We start from the raw sequence: 19222 nt of genomic DNA on the forward strand, positions 1-19222 counted from the left end.
CCGCGGTTGGGGGATCGCACATGCCAACGCTTTATCAACTGAAACCGGCCTTTCAGGCCAGGCTGCGGCCGCTGGCCGACCGGCTGGCCGATGCCGGCGTCACCGCCAACCAGATCACGCTTCTCGCCGCCGCGCTCTCCACCGCCACAGGCCTGGTGGTCGCGGCCTTTGCCTTCCATCTCCTGGTGTTCCTGTTGATGCCGGTGGTGCTGTTCGTGCGCATGGCGCTCAACGCCATTGACGGGATGCTGGCCAGGGAACATGGACAAGCGTCCAAGCTCGGCATGTATCTCAACGAACTCTGCGACGTCGTCTCGGACTTGGCGCTGATCCTGGCCTTTGCCCCGCTGTTCCCGGCCTGGGGTGTCGTTGCCTTCGCCATTGCCGCCATGCTGGTCGAGTTCGCAGGCGTGCTCGGCGTCGCCGCTGGCAGCGGGCGCAACTATGCCGGGCCGTTCGGCAAGAGCGACCGGGCGCTGGCGCTCGGCGTCATCGCCTTCCTCATCGCCTGCGGCCTGTGGTTCCAAGCGATTGTGCCCTTTGTGTTTCCGGTCATGGCTACACTGTCAGTCGTAACCGCCATCAACCGGATACGCGGCGGCCTTAGAGCGGGCGGCGCATGATGCCAAAGCGTCAGGCACCCGACCGCCAGAGGGAAACCATGATCCACCAGACCATTGCAGCCGGAGCACCGGCAAGCCTCGAACGCATCGCGCAGGAGCGCACGTTCAAGAGCCATGACGGCACCGAGATCTTCTACCGCTACTGGCCGGCCGCCGGGTCGACGCCAAAGGGTGCGATCCTTCTGTTCCATCGCGGCCACGAGCATGGCGGCCGCATGGCGCATCTGGTCGACGAACTCGCCATGCCCGACCATGCCTTCTACGCCTGGGACGCGCGCGGCAATGGCCGCTCGGCCGGCGAGCGCGGCTATGCGCCATCCTTTGCCGCCCTGGTTCGTGACATCGACTGCCTGGTGCGCGAGATCGGCCGGGATGGTTTTGGCCAGCGCGACATCGCGCTGATCGCGCAGTCCTTCGGCGCCGTGCTGGCCGCTGCCTGGGTGCATGACTATGCGCCCGACATCCGCGCGCTGGTGGTGGCTTCACCGGCCTTTTCGGTCAAGCTCTACGTGCCCTTCGCCAAAGAGGGCATTGCGCTGTGGCAGAAGCTCAAGGGCCGCTTCTTCGTCAATTCCTACGTCAAGGCGAAGTTCCTGACGCATGATGCCGAGCGCATCGCTTCCTTCGACGCCGATCCGCTGATCACGCGACCGATCGCCTCCAACATCCTGGTCGAGCTTTACGACCACGCTGCCCGCATCGTCTCGGACGCGCGCGCCATCACCGTGCCGACGCAGCTCTTGATCTCCGGCAGCGATTGGGTGGTGCGGCATGGACCGCAGCACGAATTCTTCGTCAATCTCGGCAGCAGCGCCAAGGAGCGGCATGTGCTGCCCGGCTTCTTCCACGACACGCTGGGCGAGCGCGATCGCAAGCAGGCGCTGGACCTGATCCGGCCATTCCTCGAAAAGCAATTTGCCACGCCGGAGAAAACCATCGACTTGCTTCAGGCCGACCGCGCCGGCTACACCCGCGACCAGGCCGAGAGGCTCGCCTCGCCGCTGACGCTGTTGTCGCCCAAGGGAATTTTCTGGGCGATGAGTCGCGCCTCGATCCGCATGGGCGCCTGGCTGTCTTCGGGCATGAAGATTGGCATCGCCACAGGCTTCGATTCCGGCTCGACGCTCGACTATGTCTACGAGAACGACGCGCGCGGCACCGGCTTCATCGGCCGCATGATCGACCGCACCTTCCTCGACGCCATCGGCTGGCGCGGCATCCGCCAGCGCAAGCTGCATCTGGAAGAGCTGATCGGCAACGCCGCCGCCAGCCTGAAGGCAGCCGGCCGTCCCGTCCACATGCTCGACATCGCCGCCGGTCACGGCCGCTATGTGCTCGATGCCGTCACCAAATGCACTGAACCGCCAGCAAGCGTGCGGCTGCAGGATTATTCCGAGCTCAATGTCGGGTTGGGTTCGAAGCTGATCGCAGAGCGGCAGCTGCCGACCAGCGTCACCTTCCATCAGGCCGACGCCTTCGATGCCGACATGCTGGCCGGGCAAAAGCCGGCGCCGGACCTCGCCATCGTCTCCGGGCTTTACGAATTGTTCGCCGACAATACGATGATTTCCCGCTCGCTCGGCGGGCTGGCGAGCGCCATGCAACCCGGCAGCCTGCTCGTCTACACCAACCAGCCATGGCATCCGCAGCTGGAGATGATCGCGCGCAGCCTGACCTCGCATCGCGGCGGACAGGCCTGGGTGATGCGGCGGCGCACGCAAGGCGAGATGGACCAGTTGGTGACGGCTGCCGGTTTCGCAAAGATCGACCAGCGCATCGACCAATGGGGCATCTTCACCGTCTCGGTCGCACGGCGCGTCTGAGACCATGGCCCTGCCTGTCACTGACCCTGCCCCGGCGCGGGAACCCTATTTGGGCATCGTGCTGAGGGCAGCCCTTTGGCTGGTCCTGCTGGCGCCGTTCTTCTACGCGAGCTATGGCTTTGCCAACTGGCTGGCATCGCGGCGCGACCATGTCGGCAGCATCGTGTTTGCCTGGGAACACGCCATCCCGTTCGTCGCCTGGACGATCGTGCCCTACTGGTCTATCAATCTGTTCTACGGCCTGTCGCTGCTGCTCAACACGACCAGGCGCGGCGTCGACCGGCTCGCCGGCCGCTATCTCTCGGCGCAGATCATTGCCGTCGCCTGCTTCATCGCGTTCCCGCTGACGGCGACCTTCGTGCGGCCGGAAACCACCGGCCTGCCGGGTTTCCTGTTTGCAGTGCTCGGTGGTTTCGACAAGCCGTTCAACCAGGCGCCATCCCTGCACATCGCACTCCTGGTGATCATCTGGGACCATTGGCGTCACGTTCTGGCACGTCACCGTCTCGGCGGCATTCTCCGCCCCGTCTGGCACGTCTGGTGTTTTCTCATCGGCGCCTCGGTGCTGACGACGTGGCAGCATCATTTCATCGACATTCCGACCGGCGCGCTGCTCGGCCTGTTTGCGCTATGGCTGTTTCCGTTCAAGGGCGAATTGCCTTTCTGGGGTTTTCGTCTGACCGCCGACCCCAAGGCGCGGCGGCTGGCGGGCTACTACGCGCTGGGCGCCGCCCTTGCCTTGGCCGGCGCTGCCGGCGGAGCGTTTGTCTCCGCCGATTTTCTCATCCTGTTGTGGCCGGCATTGGCGCTGGCCATCGTCGCCTTCGCCTATGCCGGGGCCGGCGCCAAAGTGTTCCAGAAGGCGGCCGATGCCAGTGTCTCACTGGCCAGCCGCATCCTGCTCCTGCCCTACCGGCTTGGCGCCCGGATCAATGTGTGGGTATGGACCCGCCAACTGGCGCCGCAACCGGAGATCACCGACGGTGTTTTCCTCGGCCGGTTTCCGAGTGCCGACGAGGCCAACCGCTTCGGCACAGTGATCGACCTTGCCGGCGAGATGGAACGGCCGCGCGGCGTGACCTGCCGCTGGATCAGCTACGCGATGCTCGACCTCGTGGCGCCGCCTCACGACAGGCTGGAGCGAGCGGTGGCGGCGATCGAGCTGGCGCGCCGGCGCGGCACCGTCCTGGTCTGCTGCGCGCTCGGCTTCCAGCGCAGTGCAGCCGTCGTCGCCGACTGGCTGGTGGTGACGGGGCGCTCGTACACAGCTGCACAGGCGCGCAAGAAACTCGCCGCGTCGGGCAGGCCCGTGCACCTTCAGATCGGGCTGGATGAACCGGGGCTGGAAGAACCGACATGAGTTGGCCGGCATGAGTGGCGACAATTTTCCCGAGAAGGCCGAAATATTCGCCGCCGGGCTGATGGTGCAGGCGGTGTGGCCGATCCTGCTGGTGGTCGCGGCTGTGATGGCAGCGCCGGTCATCGGCCTGGTGGCCGGACCGCAGACGACAGCGCTGTCCGCGGCGGCCTGGCTGGTCGCGGCGGCGAGCGCCGTGGCCACGCTGGCTCTTTCGGCCTTGCTTTTGTTCGATGCGCTGCTGTTCCGGCTGATGGCAAGCCACGCCAGCGAGGCCGCCGGGGGTGCCGCGGTCGACGATGTGCTGGCGCGCATGCGCCTGAAATCCACCACTGCCGGCGGCCGCTCGCTCGACCATCGCATGGCAGGCACGCGCCGCCTGCTGACAAGGCAGCGCATGGCGCTCGCCATGTTTGCTGCGGCATCCCTTTTCGCAGCATTTGTTTGAGCCATGACAAAACTTCACCTGCGCGCCAACACCTTCACCTTGCTGCAGACGGTGACGTCGGTCGGCCTGTCGGCGGCGGCCTGGGTGGTAACCGGCGTCAGACCAATCTGGAACGGCAGCCAGCCGTCGGAGCGGCAGCGCATCTACTTCGCCAACCATGCCAGCCATGGTGATTTCATCCTGCTGTCGGCCTGTCTGAGCGAGAAGGTGCGCGCCCGGACCCATGCGATCGCGGCGGCCGAATATTGGGGCAAGTCGCGGCTGCGCCGCTTCATCGCGCAGGACATGCTGTCGTCCGTGCTCATCCACCGGCAGTGGACCGACGAAACGCAACACCCGATCTCGATCATGCTGTCGGTGCTCGACGACGGCCACTCGCTGATCCTGTTTCCCGAAGGCACTCGCAACACGACGGAGGCGGATCTGCTGCCGTTCCGCTCCGGCCTCTACAATCTGTCGATGGCGCGGCCCGATGTCGAACTCATCCCGTGCTGGATCGAGAACATGTCGCGCGTGCTGCCCAAGGGCCAGTTCCTGCCGGTGCCGCTTCTGTGCCGCGTCGTCTTCGGTCCGCCGGTGGCGATCGCGCCCGGCGAAGAACGCCGCACCTTCCTCGAGCGCGCGCGCCAGACGCTGCTGTCGCTCAACCCGCGTCCCGATCGGGACCACTAGCATGACCAGGCAAAGAGACTTCGTATGACACTGCCGCCAATGCATGAAACCGTCATCCTGCTGGCCGGCCTGATCTGCGTGCTGACCATGGCGAGCATCGTTGCCGGTATCCTCTCATGGCGGGCGCCGAAGCCGCTGCCCTCGACGCTCGTCAACTTGAACCAGCGCATCAACGCCTGGTGGGTGATGGTGCTGGCGATCACCGTCGCCTTCTTCTTCGGCCGCACCGGCATGACCATCCTGTTTGCGCTGATCTCGTTTGCCGCGCTGCGCGAGTTCGTGACGCTGACGCACAGCCGGCGCAGCGACCACTGGGTGCTGCTCGGCATGTTCGGCATCATCATTCCCTTCCAGTACTGGCTGGTGTGGACCGCCTGGTACGGGCTCTTCACCATTTTCATCCCCGTCTACTGCTTCCTCTTGATGCCGGCGGTCACCGCGCTCAACGGCGACACCGAGCGCTTCCTCGAGCGCGTGTCCGCGCAGCAATGGGCGGTCATGATCTCGGTCTACTGCGTCAGCCATGTGCCGGCGCTGCTGACCCTCAACGTGCCCGGTTTCGAGGGCCGCAACCTCCTGCTCATCGCCTTCCTGATCATCACCGTGCAAGGCAGCGACGTGCTGCAATACATTTTCGGCAAGCTGTTCGGCAGGCATCTTCTGTCGCCCTCCGTCTCGCCCTCGAAGACCTGGGAAGGGCTGGGCGGCGGGCTGGTGGCATCGAGCCTTCTCGGCGCGCTGCTGTCGTTCCTGACGCCGTTCTCGCCGCTGGCGGCGGCAGGCGTCGCCTTCATCGCCTGCCTGATGGGGTTCCTCGGCGGGCTGGTGGCGTCGGCGATCAAGCGCGACCAGGGGGTCAAGGACTGGGGTCACCTGATCGAGGGTCACGGCGGCATGATGGACCGCGCCGACAGCCTGGTCTTCGCCGCACCGGTGTTCTTCCACATCGTCCGCTATTTCTGGACGTGAGCGAAGCCGTTCAATCGCGGATGGCCCGGCCTGCCTGCTGCAGCAATTCGAAGGCGGCGAAGCGCTTGTCGTGCCAGGGCACGAGGTCGCCACCGGCCGGGCGATAGATGTCGCCGATGCGCGACATGCCGGTCATCGCCGCGATCACATCGGGAAATTTTTGCGCCGCCACCGCAGCCAATATGGCTGAGCCGAGCAGCACCGGTTCGGGCGAGGTCGAACCGGCGACGGTCAGGCCTGTGGTGTCGGCCAAAAGCTGACGTACCAGCTCGCTTTGCGCCGCACCGCCGCTGACGACGATAGTGTCGATGGCAATGCCTTTTTTGGCCATCGCCGCCAGGATCTGGCGAACGCCGTAGCCGATGCCCAGCAGGCCGGCGACATAGAGCGCGACCAGACTGTCGAGGGACGTGTCCATGTCAAGCCCGGCGATCAGGGCCTTGGACTCGGGATCGGCGAAGGGCGAGCGGTTGCCGAGGAATTCCGGCACGACATGCAGTCCATCGGCCAGGTGCGCTACGGCGGACAGGTCGGCGGACTGCTTCGCCGCCTGCTGACCAAGCCAAGCGGTCAGGCCGAGACCTTCCGCCTTGGCTTTTGCGGATGCCTCAGCCGTGGCCGGATGGAAAGCGACGAGGTGGTCGATTGCAGCACCCGCCGCCGATTGCCCGCCTTCATTGAGCCAAAGCCCCGGCACCATCGAGGAAAAATACGGGCCCCAGACGCCGGGCACGAAGGCCGGCTCGCTGGTGCTGGCCATGGTGCAGGCCGAAGTGCCGAACACATAGGCCATGCGCGACTGCAAGGTGCCGACCGAGCCCTGCCCGCCAACCGTGCCGACGCCGCCGGCATGGGCATCGATCAGGCCGGCCGCAACCGGCGTTCCCGGCAGCAGGCCGAGATCGGCCGCGGCGACCTCAGTCAGGCCTTGGGCAAGTGCCGTGCCACCCTCGACGATTTCGGTGCCGATGCGGGCAAAGCCTTCATCGACGAGCGCGCCGAGGCCGATGGCGCGGAAATAGGCGTCGTCCCAGCGCCGCTCATGACCGAGATAGGTCCATTTGCAGGTCAGCGTGCAGATCGAGCGCGCCAGGCTGCCGGTTGAGCGCCAGGTCAGATAGTCCGTCAGGTCGAAGAAATGCTCGGCCGCATCGAAGGTGGCGGGCAGGTTCTCGCGCAGCCACAGCAGCTTCGGCGTTTCCATTTCCGGCGAGATGGTGCCACCGACATAGTCGAGCACGGCGTGCTTGCCGGCATTGATGCGCTGCGCCTGGTCGAGCGCGCGGTGGTCCATCCAGACGATGATGTTGCGCTGGCTGTCGCCGGAGCCGCCGACCGCCAGCGGCGCACCGTCCTTGCCGACCACGACCAGCGAACAGGTGGCGTCGAAGCCGATGCCGGCAATGTCGCGGCCGGCAAGCCCCGACTCCGTCACCGCCTCGCGCACGCTGGCGCAAACCGCGCGCCAGATGTCCTCGCTCGACTGTTCGGCGATTTCGCCGGGCTCGATGAACAGAGCGATGTCGCGCTTCGCCGAGGCAAGCATGGTGCCCTTGCTGTCGAACACCCCCGCCCTGGCACTGCCAGTGCCGACGTCGATGCCGAGGAAGTGGGACATGGGGAACCTCAGAAGTTAGGCAGTAGGCAGTAGGCAGTAGGCAGTAGGGAGTAGGGAGTAGGGAGTAGGCGAGATGGTCAGCAGTGAACGGTCAATTGCAAGAGCCTCTCTCCATTCCCTACTGCCTACTGCCTAACGCCTACTGCCTCACAAATCATTGCTCTGCGGCAGGATAACCAGATCCCGGATGGTGACATTTCTCGGCCGCGTCAGCATGAACAGCACGGCTTCGGCGACCTCGACCGGTTGTATCAGGCCGCCCTTGGCCAGTTCATCCTCAAGCTTGTCCTTCGGCCAGTCGCTGATCAGCGCTGTCACCACCGGCCCCGGCTGCACCGCGCCGACGCGCAGGCCGTGCGGGGCGACCTGCCGGCGCACCGTGTGGACGAAGGCCTGCACGGCATGCTTGGATGCCGTATAGATCGGCTCCCAGACCACCGGCACCAGTCCGGCGATCGAAGACGTCACGATGATGTCGCCGGTCTTTCGTTCGACCATATGCGGAAGCACCGCGTGTATGGAGCGGAACACCGCATTGATGTTGAGGTTCAGCATGCGGTCCCACACATCGGGGTCGCCTTCGAGCACCGGGCCGCCGACATAGGCGCCGGCATTGGCGTGGAAGATATCGAGCGGGCCGGCCTTGTCCAGGATTTGCGGCATCATCGTCGCGACGCTGGCCGGCTTCATCAGATCGATCACCAGCGGGATCGCGTCGGGACCGAGTTCGGTGCAGACGCTTTTCAGCGCGTCTTCGGCGCGGTCGACGAGCACAACGCGAACGCCGGCGGCAATCAGCGCTCTCGCGCATTCCAGGCCTATGCCCGACGCGGCGCCGGTGATCGCCGCGACCTTTCCACTCAAATCCTGAGCCATTCTATCCTCGTATCGATTGCGGTTGCGTTCAGGCTCGGCCGTGGGAAACCCGCGAGCGGCGTGCCAGGGAGTCGACGATGACCGCAATTGCCAGAACGGCGCCGGTGATCATGTAGCGAAGCGACGATGACAGATCGAGCAAGGTCAGCCCGCTGGCGATCGACTGGATGACGATGATGCCGAGCAGCGCGGAATAGGCGCTGCCACGGCCGCCAAACAGGCTGGTGCCGCCTATGACCGCCGCCGCAATGGCGTTGAGGTTGACGTCGCCGGTGCCGGCCTGCTGGCTGGCGGAGGCCAGCCGCGCCGCCGACAGGACGCCGCCGAGGGCGGCAAACATCGAGCACATGACGAAGGCGCTGAGGTAGATCGAGCGCACCTTGATGCCGGCCCGGCGCGCCGCTTCGCGGTTGCCGCCGACGGCGGTCATCGAGCGGCCCCATTGGGTGCGGGTCAGCGCATAGTTCATCGCCACCACCAGGCCGACGAACAGGCCGAACATCCACGGTATGCCGCGCGCCTGGTTGAGATAGCCGACGATCAGTTCGAGCAGGATGGTCAAGGCGGCGACGCGCACGATGAGGCCGCCGACCGACGGCGCCGACAAATTGACGGCCCGGCGGCGGCTGACGGTGCGCAGGCCGGTGATCAGCGTGACGATGCCGGGCAATGCCGCCAGTGCATAGGACAGCCAGTCCGGCATGACCAGCAACTGGCCGAAATTCACCAGGTTCGAGCCATAGGGCAGATTGATCGAGCCGGTGGAGCCCAGAATATACAGTTGCAGGCCGAGCACGGCGAGCAGGCCGGCGAGCGTCGAGACGAAGCTTGGCATGCCGAGCCGGTTGAACAGCAAGGCATAGAGCGCGCCGATGAAACCGCCGACGGCAATCGCGGCGAGGATGGCGAGCGCCACCGGCCAGCCCTGGTTGACCCAAAGCGTGCCCACCATGGCCGAGGCAAAGCCGCTGATCGAGCCGACCGACAGGTCGATCTCGCCGACCATCAGCACGCAGACTATGCCGAGCGCGATGACGCCGACGGTCGAGCAGTCGAACAACAGATTAACGAGGTTGCTCGACGAGACGAACACCGGATTGAGGGCGGTGAACACGCTCCAGATGATGACCAGGCCGACGATGACCGGCAGCGAGCCGAGGTCGCCGGAGCGGACGCGGTCGAAGAAGGCGCTGATGGCGCCACCAACGCCGGCCTGGTGCTTGACGCGTACGTCGCTGCGGTCGAGCGCCGTCGACGAGGAGGTGTCCTGCTTGGGCTCCGCGCTCATGGCCGCTGCTCCTGATTGTTCGCTTGTTCGGCGGCCTTGCGCCGTTCGGCGCGGCGCGACACTGCATTGTTGGCGGCGCCGGTGATGGCGCTGACCAGTTCCTGGTTCGAGGCGTCGGGTTCGAAGACGCCGTTGTTGCGGCCGAGCCTGAGCACGACTATGCGGTCGGCGACGGCGCGCACGTCCTCCATATTGTGACTAATCATCAGCACGCCGAGCCCACGCTCGCGCACCCGGTCGATGAGGTTCAGCACTTCCGCCGTCTGGGCGACGCCAAGAGCGGCGGTCGGCTCGTCGAGCAGGATGACCTTGGGGTCGAGCAGCAGCGAGCGGGCGATCGCCACGGTCTGGCGCTGGCCGCCGGACAGCGAGGCGACCGCCTCGCGGACGCTTGGAATACGCGCCGACAATTCGTTGAGCAGCGTCCAGGCGCGAATTTCCATCGCCACCTCGTCCAGCCGCAGCGGGTTGATCTCCTTGCCGAGAAAGATGTTGGCGACGACGTCGAGGTTTTCGCACAGTGCGAGATCCTGGAAGACGGTGGCGATGCCGAGCGTCAGCGCGGCGCTCGGGTCGGGCATCGTCACTTGCCTGCCGCGGAAATTGATGGTGCCCGAGCTCGGCTGGTGGACGCCGGCCAGAATCTTGACCAGCGTCGACTTGCCGGCGCCATTGTCGCCGACCAGCGCCACCACCTCGCCGGCATGGACATCGAGATCGATATCGGTGAGCGCCGAAACGGCGCCGAAATTCTTCGAGATGCCGCGCAGGCTGAGCACCAGCTCGCCTGCCGAAACCGGTCCGTCAGAGATGTCAGACATGGTGGCAAACCTTTCCGGATGGGCGGTCAAGAGTGACTGCGAACTTCCGGCCACCGCAAGGGCGGCCGGAAAGCAGGATCAGGATTCTAGGTCATCCTTTTATGCATGTCGTTATCCCAAAACCGCTGCGCACTTTTGGGCGACCTGCATTGTCACTTTGTAATGCCGAGCTTCTTGCAACCTTCGGCGTAGCGGTCGACGCAAAGCTCTTCGGCGGTGTTGATCTTCTTGTCGATGATCTCGGCCTTTAGGTTTTCCTGCGTCACCACCGCCGGCGTGAACAGCTGCGAAGGAGTGTCGTAGAGGGTCATTTCGGCCTTCGGCGTCTCGCCCGACAGAAGCTGGACGGCGACGTTGGCGGCAGCCGCCGCAACGATCTCGCTCGGCTTGGAGATGGTGTTGTACTGATCGCCGGCGATGATCAGCTGCAGTGCGGCGATCGTCGCGTCGTTGCCGGTCACCGGCGGCACCGGATCGACACCGGCGGCCTTGAAAGCGGCGATGGCGCCACCACCGGTGCCGTCATTGGCCGCAACGACGCCGACGATCTGCGTGGAGAAGCGGGTGATCTGGCCGCTTGCCCATTGCTGCGCCTTCGGCGGCGCCCATTCCGGCGTGTCGTATTCGGCAAGGATCTTGTAGCCGCTGTTGTCGAGGCTGGAATGGATGCCCTTCTTGATCAGCCCTGCGGCCGCGTCGGTCGGCGATCCGTTGATCTGCAGCAGGCCGCCGCTGGCCGGGTCGACCTTCAGCGCCTTGAGGTGTTCGACGAGCGAGTCGGCAATGGCCTTGCCGATGCCTTCATTGTTGAACGAGACGTAGAAGTCGGCAGGTGCAGTCGGGATCGGGCGATCATAGGCGATGACCTTGACGCCCTGGCTCTGCGCCAGCTTGACCAGCGAGGCGGCGGCGGTCGAGTCGACAGGGTCAAGCACGATCGCCTTGGCGCCCTGCGAGATTACCGAGTTGAACTGCTGCTGCTGGCGCGAGGCGTCGGCATCGGCGTTCTGGTAGATCACCTTGCAGCCGGGGCAGAGTTTTTTCATCTCGGCGACGAAGCCGGGATAGTCGTGCTGCTCGTAGCGCGTCGAGGCCTGGTCGGGCATCAAGAAGGCGACCGTGGCGTCGGTAACCGGGGCGGCAAAGGCAGCGGTGCCGCCAAGAAGAGACAGAGTGAGCGCAATGGCTCCCGTCGATTTCCAGGCAAATCTGGTCATTTTGATAGCTCCGTTTCAAGGAATGGTTTCATGAAGCCCTGGACACCACATGGCGCCGGGCCTTGACTGCAGTCGGCTGTTGCGAGGAACAACGGAGCACTTGATCCGTGCTGCGCATCCCCTTGATATCCCTGGATTTCGGGACAAGCGATCTCCAGCACGGGGCGCCTCCAACGCACCCCGCGTTCTTACCTCAGTAAATGTCTAGGCTCCTCCCGGTCCTCCCTGTTAGGCGGCAATCTCCGCGCTGATGTTTTCCGCCAGCAGGGCCCTGAAGCGCGAAGGCGACATGCCTTTCTGGGTCAGGAACTGGCGGTTGAAATTCGAGATGTTGTTGTAGCCGGCGGCATAGCAGATCTCGGTGATCGGCATGTCGGCCTCGCTCATCAGCAGTTGGCAGGCGAGGTTGATGCGCAACCGGTTGACATACTGCACCAGCGCCATGCCGGTATGGCGGCGGAAGCTGCGCGAAAACGCGCTCGGGCTGCGGCCGGCGATCGCCGCCAGATCGCTTTCGCTGAACGGCTCGGTCAGGTTGGCGTTGATATAGGCAAGCGCCTTGTTGACGCCGGCCGACATGAAGCCTGAGGGATCCGGCAGATAGCTGGCGCTGGTCAGCGTCCGCACATCGGCGGCGCGGCTCAGAATGTCGATGAGCTCCATGAACAAAGCGATGCGGCGAACGCCTTGCGCCTCGACCAGTTCGGCCAGCACAGGTGCGGCGAGCTTGGCGGTAGCGGTGGAGAACAGCGCGCCGCGGCGGCTGAGCTCGAGAATGTTTTCACAACCGGCAAGTTCCGGCAACGCGGCGGTGGCGTCGGCAATGAACTCTTGCGAGAACTGCACGACGCGGCCGCGCAGCGGCACGCTGGCGCCTGCCGGCACGTCGCTGACCCAGTTGTGCGGCAGGTTCGGGCCGGTGAGCACGAGATTGCCGGGCTCGAACTCGCCGATGAAGTCACCGACGAAATAATGGCCCGTGGTGGCGACGACGTGATGGATTTCGTATTCGGGGTGGAAGTGCCAGCGCACCGTGTGGAAGGGGTAGCCGTGGGCCCAGGCCTTGAACGACTCGCCGCGTCTGATCTGGACGACTTCCAAGTCCGGATTCATGTCAGTTCCTCCCGGCGCCGGTCCGGTCATGCGACCAGTTGCAGTGCCATCTCCCGCAGGCCGCGTTTGCCGCTCTCTGCAGTGATCGAAGCTTAGGCGGCAATTCATGCAGCCGCCACCACGGTGTGTCCACCTCACTGATACTTTTTTGACGTTTTTGTGGTCAAGGCGATACGTTTGCGAGTACGCGGGAGAGATCAGGCCCCGCTTGCGAGACGGTGACGACGCAAACGATGTCGCCGGCGGCGAGAGCTGGTCGCTCGATTTCGGCTCCGTCACAGTGACAATATGCAAAGGGAGCGGATCGGCATGACAAGGACGTTCACCTACTCCGGCAGCCCTGCGCATATTGTCTTCGGCAATGGCGCGTCGTCCGAGGTGGGCACCTGGATCGAAAAGCTCGGCTGCAATCGCGCGCTGGTGCTGTCGACGCCGCATCGGGCTGCCGACGGCGAGGCGCTTGCCAAATCCCTCGGCGCGCTGGCGGCCGGCACCTTTTCGGGCGCCGCCATGCACACGCCGGTCGAGGTAACCCAAACGGCAATGGCCAAGGCGACCGAGGTCAACGCTGACTGCGTTGTCGCGCTTGGCGGCGGCTCGACCACCGGTCTCGGCAAGGCGATCGCCTGGCGCACCGACCTGCCGCAGATCGTCATCCCGACCACCTATGCCGGCTCGGAGGTGACGCCGATCCTCGGTCAGACCGAGAACGGCGAAAAAACCACAATGCGTGACGCAAGGATCCTGCCGGAAGTGGTGATCTACGATCCAGAGCTGACCGTCGGCCTGCCGATAGCGATGAGCGTCGCGTCAGGACTCAACGCCATGGCGCACGCGGCCGAAGCGCTTTACGCGCAGGATCGCCATCCGATTTCCACCCTGATGGCGAAAGAAGGATTGCGCGCCATGACGGCGGCGCTGCCGGTGTTGACCAAGGAGCCTGGAAATATCGATGCACGCAGCGATGCGCTTTACGGCGCCTGGCTGTGCGGTACGGTGCTCGGCGCCGTCGGCATGGCGCTGCATCACAAGATCTGTCACACGCTGGGCGGCTCTTTCGACATGCCGCATGCCGAGACCCATGCGGTGATGTTGCCGCACACGATCGGCTTCAACGCCGTCGCGGTGCCCGACTCGTTGAAGCCGGTCGCCGACTTGTTTGGCGGCAGTGCGGGCGGCGGTCTCCACGATTTCGCCAAGGCGGTCGGCGCGCCCCTTACATTGAAAGAACTCGGCCTCATGCAGGCCGATCTCGACCGCGCCGCTGAGATCGCGACCAGGAACCCATACTGGAATCCGCGGCCTTTCGACCGCGCCGCAATCCGCGCCCTGTTGCAGGACGCGTGGGAGGGAAGGCGTCCGCAAAACTGACGGCAACAAGCAAGGAACTTACCCGCCGCGAATTCATCAGGATACCGCCACGACGGTGTGCTCGCGGCGGCCTCGCGGTGCCGGCGATCGCCTGCCCTTTCGCATATAGCCGACACGCATGAGTGGCTCCGCCTGATCGGCGCAGGCCGCTCACGGTTTGTGCGCGTGAAAAACTGCGCGGCTCGAAAAGCCCATTGACATCAGCCGTATTTTCGACGCAAACGTTATATTGTTACTGTTATACAGTTACACAGCCCGCCTCTCCGGCGACATACATTTCAGACTGCAAGGAGACCACGGATGCGTCGCATTCCCTTTCTCGCCGCGCTGCTCGTCGCGGTGCCGCTTTTGACCGGCACGGCTGCCCGCGCCGAAGACAAGCTGACCATCGTGGCGGCCGAGAATTTCTATGGCGACCTTGCCCGCCAGATCGGCGGCAGCAACGTCACCGTCACCAGCATCCTGGCCAATCCCGATGACGATCCGCATCTGTTCGAGACCAGCCCGTCGACGGCGCGCACCATCGCCGACGCCAAGATCGTCATCTATAACGGCGCCGACTACGATCCGTGGATGGACAAGCTGCTGTCGGCCTCGACAGCCAAGGATCGCACGACCATCGTCGCCGCCGACCTGATCGGCAAGAAGTCGGGCGACAACCCGCATCTGTGGTACGACCCGGCGACGCTGCCGGCCATCGCCAAGGCGCTGAGCGCCGACCTTGCCAAGCGCGATCCGGCCAATGCCGTGTATTATGAGACGAACCTGAAGGCATTCCAGACCTCGCTCGAGGCCATTGACAAGGAAATCACCGACGTCAAGAACACCTATGCCGGCACCGAGGTGACGGCTACCGAGCCGGTCTTCGGCTACATGGCGGAAGCGCTCGGTCTCAAGATGCTGAACTACGATTTCCAGGTGGCCTTGATGAACGATGCGGAGCCGAGCGCCACGCAGGTGGCGGCGTTCGAAAACAGCCTGAAGGACGGCTCGGCCAAGATCCTGTTCTACAATTCGCAGGTGACCGACGAGGCAACGACAAGGCTGCTCGACATCGCCAAGCAGAACAAGGTCACGGTCATCGGCGTCACCGAGACGGAACCGGCGGGCCAGACGATCCAGACCTGGTTCGGCGGCCAGATCGACGCGGTCCAGAAGGCGCTCGCCGCCCGCACACAATGAATGTGACTGCGAATGAATGTGACTAAATGAACGCAATCGAATTCGACAAGGTCACGCTGACCTATGGGGGACGCCGGGTTTTATCCGACGTCTCCTTTTCTCTACCGCAAGGCGCCTTTGTCGGCCTGCTCGGCGCCAATGGCGCCGGCAAGACGACGATGCTGCGCGCCATTCTCGGCCTGATCAAACCGGCCGGCGGCGCCATTTCGGTGCTTGGCAAATCGCCGACGCGCGGCAACGCCGACATCGGCTATATGCCGCAGGCGCGGCGCGCGCTTGGCGATGTCGGCGTCAGCGGCCTCGACTTCGTGCTGAGTGCCGCCGGCGGGCATCGCTGGGGCTGGCCCGTCGCATCGGCTGCCGAGAAGGAGGCGGCGTGGAAGGCTCTTGAAGAGGTGGGCGCCGGCGACCTTGCGCGGCGGCCGCTGGGCGAGCTTTCCGGAGGCGAGCGCCAGCGCATCCTGATCGCGCAATCCTTGATCGGCAATCCGCAACTGCTGCTGCTCGACGAGCCGCTGATCAGCCTCGATGCAGGCCATCAGCGCGCGATCATCGACCTGGTGCATCAGATCGGCGAGCGGCTCGGCATTGCCGTGCTGTTCTGCTCGCACGAGATCAACCCGCTGCTGCGCGCCGTCGACCGCGTGCTCTATCTCGGCAACCGCAAGGCGGCGATCGGTTCCGTCGACGAGGTCATCAGCGGTCCGGTGCTGTCGAAACTCTATGGCACGCATATCAATGTGGTGCGGGTTGCCGGCCGCATCTTCGTCATGGCCGACGATGTCGAACTGGAGAGCGGGGCGCATGTCCACGATCTTTGACTATGAATTCATGCGCAACGCCTTCTATGCCTGCACCATCGTCGGCATCGTTTCGGGCGCGGTCGGCTATTTCCTCGTGCTCCGGGGCCAGACCTTCGCCGGTCATGCGCTCTCCCATGTCGGCTTTCCCGGCGCCACCGGCGCCGGCCTGATCGGGCTGTCGCCGTTTCTCGGCCTCACCGTGTTTACCGTCGCCGCCGGCATCGGCATCGGCCTGCTCGGCGAACGCGCGCATCGCGACGTCGCCATCGGCATCGTTTTGACGCTGTCGCTCGGCTTGGGCTTGCTGTTTCTGCATTTCTACACCGCCTTCGCCTCGCAGGCGACCAACGTGCTGTTCGGCAATGTGCTGGGCATCAGCCTGCGCACCGTTATCGTGCTTGCGGTGCTGGCGGTGGCGATCCTTGTCGCGCTTTTGCTGATCGCGCGGCCGCTGCTGTTCGCCAGCCTGCAGCCGGAACTCGCCGAAGCGCGCGGCGTGCCGCTCACTCTTGTCTCGACCCTGTTCATGGTGCTGGTCGCCGTCGCCACGTCCGAGGCGGTGCAGATCGTCGGCGTGCTGCTCGTCTTCGCGCTGATGGTGGCGCCTGCAGCCACCGCGCTCAGGCTTACTAGCGGCGTCGGAGCCGGCGTGCTGACGTCCATCGCGCTTGCCGTGATCATCGCCTGGATCAGCCTGACGCTCGCCTTCCTGACCGACTGGCCGACGAGCTTCTGGATCACGGCGCTGGGCGCGGCGGCCTATGTCGTCAGCGGCATGGTCCGGCGCCCGTCGGTCCGAGAGACTCAGAGCGCCGACGCCGGCCCCTGAGGCTTGCCCTCCGGCGGGTCGATCGGGCCGGCTGGAGTGCAAAACTGACGTGAGGGAAATACACCCAAAAAAAGTCAGGTTTACAAATCGGCTCCTGAAACGTTTCAGCCGCGAAAGACAAATTCATCCAATCGCCTAGATCGCGACCTCTGTCGCGCCAAAGGGCCGCTCCGGAGCGGCCGGAACACCCGGAAAACCGCCATTTCAAGCGCATTTTGTAGCGGCGAATGGCGTCCGCGCGGCCGGTTGGAAGCTGGCCGGGAGGTGCAAAGGCGACCCCCCGCGGCCATCGCGGGCGGCGTTGACAGACCGCGGTGCTGCATGCGTATAGCAAGCCATGGGTCACGCCATGGCCGTGGCGGTTGAGACGGGGCTGGGGGGTTTCGTAACAACAGCATTGACGGCCCGGCGCCGGACGGGCGGCATGCACTCTCGAAGTGCGCCGCTCGCTCTTGGCTGACGCGCCGGCGACCCGGCAGCAGTCCTGGCCTGCGTTATCTCGACCAGGCTCCGCAGAACGCCATCGTCTCAGCTTTTCGATCCGCATCGGTTCGAAGCGAACGAGGTGACGCCCTCTTAACCGATATTCGCTTCGCTACGTCCCCCTCCCCCTGCTGGGCGAGGGGGACGCTGGCGATGAACCGCGCCGGCCGACGTGTATCGGCACCGATCAGGCACTCCTGACGACGCGATCAAGCAAGCCTGACGACGAGCCGATCAGGCGACCCTGGCGACGTCGATCAAGCAAGCTTGACTACGTCGATCAAGCAAGCTTGACGACGAAGTGCTTGGTTACCGGCTCGAGGATCTGCCAGGTGCCCTTGAAATCGGCTTCGACCACGAACGCATCGCCCGGACCGACCTCGACAGGCGTGCCGCCATCGGGCGTGATGATGATGCGGCCGGCGATCATGTGCACGAACTCATAGTCGGTGTAGGTGGCGTGATAAGTGCCGGGCGAGGCCCGCCAGGTGCCCGACAGCACCTTGCCGTCGGCGGTGGTGTGCTGCACGGCGGTCTGCATGGTCGGCCGGCCCGCGACAACGATCCAGCCCGGTAAGTCGCCGCCCTCGGCATGCTCGACAGCGCCGAATTTGAAAATGGTGGTGTTGGTCATGGGAGGCTCCGTTTGAATTGCATGGCTGCCGGTTGGATAGCCGATGCGTGTGACGGGGGCAACGCAAGGGCCGACCCCGGATGTCGGAGATTTGGCGAAGGAGGCGGGGACCTAATCTCCCCCATCGAGGGGGAGATGTCGCCGAAGGCGACAGAGGGGGTCGCCGCGCGTGGAGCGCCTGCCTTCACTTGCAGGATTGGGCCGAGTCCGGTCGAACCGACCCCCTCTGGCCTGCCGGCCATCTCCCCCTCAAGGGGGGAGATCAGCGGCGTCGCCTCCTCCAATGTTGCACTGCGTTAGATTTGTTGCATTGCGATATCGACCCATAGGGCGGAGTCTTGGTCCGACTGTGAACGGTTGCAGCGCCGTGTCCCGTTGGGCGCAAAGCTGCCGCACGTATGATCCCGGCGCGATCGTTACTCGCCGAGGCGGGGTCATGCACCAGCACGAGGTGGCAAATCGTGTCAGCATCGTTCCGGCCCGATATCGAAGGACTGCGTGCCTTGGCGGTGGCAGGCGTGATCGCCTTTCATTTCGGCTTCACCGGCCTGCCCGGCGGCTTTACCGGCGTCGACATCTTCTTCGTCATCTCGGGCTATCTGATCACAAAACACCTGCTTGCCGAAATCACCGAGACCAGGCGGCTCAACCTGTGGCGCTTCTACGCGAGGCGCGCGCGGCGGCTGTTGCCGGCGTCGCTGTTCGTCATTCTCGCCACGCTGGTGGCCGGCGCCTTCATCCTGTCGCCGGAGGAACAATCGCTCTATTCCAGGGGCGCCATGTTCGCCTCGGCCTACATGATCAATCTGTGGCTGATCCGCTGGTTGTTCGACTATTTCGCCGCAGATGCGGCCAGCAACCCGTTTGTCCATTTCTGGTCGCTGTCGGTGGAGGAGCAGTTCTATCTCGCCTGGCCGGCGCTGCTTGCACTGGCGGCATGGCTGCGCCCCGGCAAGCGCGGCGCGATCCTGGTGATCGGCATTGCCGGTCTCGTCTCGTTCGCCGTCTGCGCCTGGCTCACCACGGTCTCACAGCCCTGGGCCTTCTACTTCTCGCCGCTGCGCGTCTGGGAGTTCGCCGCCGGCGGGCTTGGCC

17 protein-coding genes and 1 pseudogene are annotated in these 19222 nt (G+C 64.8%); 11 read left to right on the plus strand and 7 right to left on the minus strand.

What is annotated here, in order from left to right:
- The first annotated feature begins 20 nt into the window (after positions 1-20).
- The 6 genes from X733_RS148215 to X733_RS148190 are packed head-to-tail and all read left to right on the plus strand — an operon-like array spanning position 21 to position 5892.
- A complete protein-coding gene (locus X733_RS148215) occupies positions 21-623 on the plus strand; it encodes a CDP-alcohol phosphatidyltransferase family protein (RefSeq protein ID WP_023819099.1) in 603 nt (200 codons plus the stop codon).
- A gap of 38 nt (positions 624-661) precedes the next feature.
- Positions 662-2446 (plus strand): bifunctional alpha/beta hydrolase/class I SAM-dependent methyltransferase, encoded by a 1785-nt coding sequence (locus X733_RS148210; RefSeq protein ID WP_023819100.1) that lies wholly within the window; start codon positions 662-664, stop codon positions 2444-2446.
- 4 nt (positions 2447-2450) lie between these two features.
- Positions 2451-3806 carry a phosphatase PAP2/dual specificity phosphatase family protein gene (locus X733_RS148205; protein WP_023819101.1) on the plus strand — a complete coding sequence of 452 codons (1356 nt, stop codon included), beginning with the start codon at positions 2451-2453 and terminating at the stop codon, positions 3804-3806.
- A gap of 10 nt (positions 3807-3816) precedes the next feature.
- On the plus strand, positions 3817-4251 hold the full coding sequence (locus X733_RS148200) for a hypothetical protein (protein ID WP_023693832.1): 435 nt from the start codon (positions 3817-3819) through the stop codon (positions 4249-4251).
- Positions 4252-4254: 3 nt separating this feature from the next.
- Entirely contained in the window at positions 4255-4923 is a 669-nt protein-coding gene (locus X733_RS148195) for a lysophospholipid acyltransferase family protein (protein ID WP_023672504.1), read from the plus strand.
- A 39-nt stretch (positions 4924-4962) separates the two neighbouring features.
- Positions 4963-5892: a phosphatidate cytidylyltransferase gene (locus tag X733_RS148190; protein ID WP_031193489.1), complete on the plus strand. Its 930-nt coding sequence runs from the start codon at positions 4963-4965 to the stop codon at positions 5890-5892.
- Positions 5893-5902: 10 nt separating this feature from the next.
- Here the strand turns inward: X733_RS148190 and X733_RS148185 are convergent, their stop codons facing one another.
- From X733_RS148185 to X733_RS148160, 6 genes are all read right to left on the minus strand, one after another.
- Entirely contained in the window at positions 5903-7510 is a 1608-nt protein-coding gene (locus X733_RS148185) for an FGGY-family carbohydrate kinase (RefSeq protein ID WP_023819102.1), read from the minus strand.
- Between the two features lie 147 nt (positions 7511-7657).
- The gene (locus X733_RS148180) at positions 7658-8386 is read right to left on the minus strand and encodes an SDR family oxidoreductase (protein ID WP_023685460.1); all 729 of its coding nucleotides are present in this window, start codon (positions 8384-8386) and stop codon (positions 7658-7660) included.
- Between the two features lie 28 nt (positions 8387-8414).
- Entirely contained in the window at positions 8415-9674 is a 1260-nt protein-coding gene (locus X733_RS148175; protein ID WP_023819103.1) for an ABC transporter permease, read from the minus strand.
- The gene (locus tag X733_RS148170) at positions 9671-10495 is read right to left on the minus strand and encodes an ATP-binding cassette domain-containing protein (protein WP_023715131.1); all 825 of its coding nucleotides are present in this window, start codon (positions 10493-10495) and stop codon (positions 9671-9673) included. Before X733_RS148170 ends, X733_RS148175 begins: the two co-directional genes overlap by 4 nt.
- A 152-nt stretch (positions 10496-10647) precedes the next feature.
- Positions 10648-11712, minus strand: coding sequence for a sugar ABC transporter substrate-binding protein (locus X733_RS148165; protein ID WP_023672498.1), 1065 nt, complete (start codon positions 11710-11712; stop codon positions 10648-10650).
- 228 nt (positions 11713-11940) lie between these two features.
- Entirely contained in the window at positions 11941-12825 is an 885-nt protein-coding gene (locus tag X733_RS148160; RefSeq protein WP_023672497.1) for an AraC family transcriptional regulator, read from the minus strand.
- A 309-nt stretch (positions 12826-13134) separates the two neighbouring features.
- Between X733_RS148160 and X733_RS148155 the strand changes: the two genes are divergently transcribed.
- The 4 genes from X733_RS148155 to X733_RS148140 all read left to right on the plus strand — a co-directional run bounded on the left by X733_RS148155 (position 13135) and on the right by X733_RS148140 (position 17010).
- Complete coding sequence (locus X733_RS148155) at positions 13135-14196, plus strand: maleylacetate reductase (RefSeq protein ID WP_023743878.1); 1062 nt, start codon at positions 13135-13137, stop codon at positions 14194-14196.
- Between the two features lie 300 nt (positions 14197-14496).
- A complete protein-coding gene (locus tag X733_RS148150; protein ID WP_023712495.1) occupies positions 14497-15378 on the plus strand; it encodes a zinc ABC transporter substrate-binding protein in 882 nt (293 codons plus the stop codon).
- Between the two features lie 26 nt (positions 15379-15404).
- Positions 15405-16199, plus strand: coding sequence for an ABC transporter ATP-binding protein (locus tag X733_RS148145; protein WP_023685455.1), 795 nt, complete (start codon positions 15405-15407; stop codon positions 16197-16199).
- Positions 16183-17010, plus strand: coding sequence for a metal ABC transporter permease (locus X733_RS148140; protein ID WP_023685454.1), 828 nt, complete (start codon positions 16183-16185; stop codon positions 17008-17010). The genes X733_RS148145 and X733_RS148140 overlap by 17 nt, the downstream gene beginning before the upstream one ends.
- A 763-nt stretch (positions 17011-17773) precedes the next feature.
- On the opposite strand, the gene X733_RS148135 is transcribed toward X733_RS148140, so the two are convergent.
- Positions 17774-18127, minus strand: a complete 354-nt coding sequence (locus tag X733_RS148135; RefSeq protein WP_023688994.1) for a cupin domain-containing protein — start codon at positions 18125-18127, stop codon at positions 17774-17776.
- A 398-nt stretch (positions 18128-18525) separates the two neighbouring features.
- On the opposite strand from X733_RS148135, the pseudogene X733_RS1000000171485 reads away from it, so the two are divergent.
- A pseudogene (locus X733_RS1000000171485) lies at positions 18526-19206 on the plus strand (acyltransferase); the annotation flags it as partial.
- Between the last annotated feature and the right edge of the window lie 16 nt (positions 19207-19222).

Origin of the sequence: Mesorhizobium sp. L2C066B000 (genome assembly GCF_000502335.1) — a bacterium.
GTDB lineage: Bacteria > Pseudomonadota > Alphaproteobacteria > Rhizobiales > Rhizobiaceae > Mesorhizobium.